The organism is Pseudozobellia sp. WGM2 (assembly GCF_017810075.1).
Taxonomy (GTDB): domain Bacteria; phylum Bacteroidota; class Bacteroidia; order Flavobacteriales; family Flavobacteriaceae; genus JADNYK01.
The window spans coordinates 1-1,168 of record NZ_JADNYK010000027.1 but is presented as its reverse complement, the minus strand read 5'-3'; the positions used below and the strand labels follow the sequence as shown (position 1 = coordinate 1,168).

Genomic DNA, 1,168 nt, shown 5'->3' with positions numbered 1-1,168 from the left:
CCAGCCGAACCTCGAAATCACTCTTCTATATCAACTCTTTTATTATTCTAAATATCTTATCTTCAACTTAAGAAACAAACATACGAGCCGAGACCGTTGGCAACAAGCTAAAAAACTCGGAACTGAAATTAAAGATTCGGAAAAATGACAAAAATAACTGTAAGTTCTGATTGCGGAAATGCACCGAAAAAGGAATTTTTAAAAGAAATAAATATCGCATTTGCGAAAGGAAATTCAGAATTTTTGGCAGAAAGCGTTACGGATAAAATTGTGTGGAATATAATTGGCGACAAAAAAATTGAGGGAAAGGCAAAATTCACGGAGGAATTGGAAAAGATGGAAAAGGAAAAAGCATCGGAATTGATACTCGACCGAATTTTAACTCACGGAAAAGAAGGTGCTGTAAGCGGAATTATAAAAATGCAGAACGGTAAAAAATATGCATTTTCGGACTTTTATGAATTTAGTGGAGCAAAAGGAACCAAAGTAAAATCAATAACATCATACGTAATCGGAATTTAGCAATATTTTAAAACCAACTATAAAAATCAAACAAGTAAAATGAAATCAAAAAATCCTACAATAACTGTCCAAACTACTGTAAAAGCAGACATTAATAAAGTCTGGGATTTCTGGACCAAACCTGACCACATCAAGAATTGGAATTTCGCCACAGATGAATGGTACTGTCCAAAAGCTGAAAATGATTTAATACCAAATGGTAAATTCTCTTGGAGAATGGAAGCCAAAGATGGAAGTATGGGATTTGATTTTACTGGAGATTATGAGAAAATAATCGAAAAGGAATTAATCACTTACAAAATGTCTGATGGGAGACTTGTAAAAATTGACTTTTCAGAAAATGGAAATGAAGTGACCGTAAGTGAAACTTTCGATGCAGAAGGAACTAATTCGGACGAACAACAACGGGCAGGATGGCAAGCTATTTTAGGAAATTTTAAAAAATATGTAGAATCGGAAAAATAAAAGCCAGTTGCCAACAATGGCTATAAGTAATTGCTGGTTCTCGTCTACTTCTGAAAATCCTCACGGATTTTCAGCTTGGTGAGTACTTGCAAAGTTAAGTGCTAACCCACGCAACTACTCATAGGTACTGTGTCAAAAAACAAGTTTTTTCCTTGAAATTTCAGGAAACAGGTTGAGCGAT

At 34.6% G+C, this 1,168-nt stretch carries 2 protein-coding genes; both read left to right on the top strand.

Annotated features, from left to right (window positions below; all coding sequences use genetic code 11):
• Positions 1-144: 144 nt before the first annotated feature.
• Positions 145-522: a nuclear transport factor 2 family protein gene (locus IV512_RS19635; RefSeq protein ID WP_209406447.1), complete on the top strand. Its 378-nt coding sequence runs from the start codon at positions 145-147 to the stop codon at positions 520-522.
• A 39-nt stretch (positions 523-561) separates the two neighbouring features.
• Positions 562-987 carry an SRPBCC family protein gene (locus IV512_RS19630; RefSeq protein WP_209406445.1) on the top strand — a complete coding sequence of 142 codons (426 nt, stop codon included), beginning with the start codon at positions 562-564 and terminating at the stop codon, positions 985-987.
• Positions 988-1,168 lie beyond the last annotated feature (181 nt).

What these genes read in the sequence shown, in the direction of transcription:
- IV512_RS19630 (WP_209406445.1), top strand. Translation starts at nt 562, where the DNA reads ATGAAATCAAAAAATCCTACAATAACTGTCCAAACTACTGTAAAAGCA.
- IV512_RS19635 (WP_209406447.1), top strand. Translation starts at nt 145, where the DNA reads ATGACAAAAATAACTGTAAGTTCTGATTGCGGAAATGCACCGAAAAAG.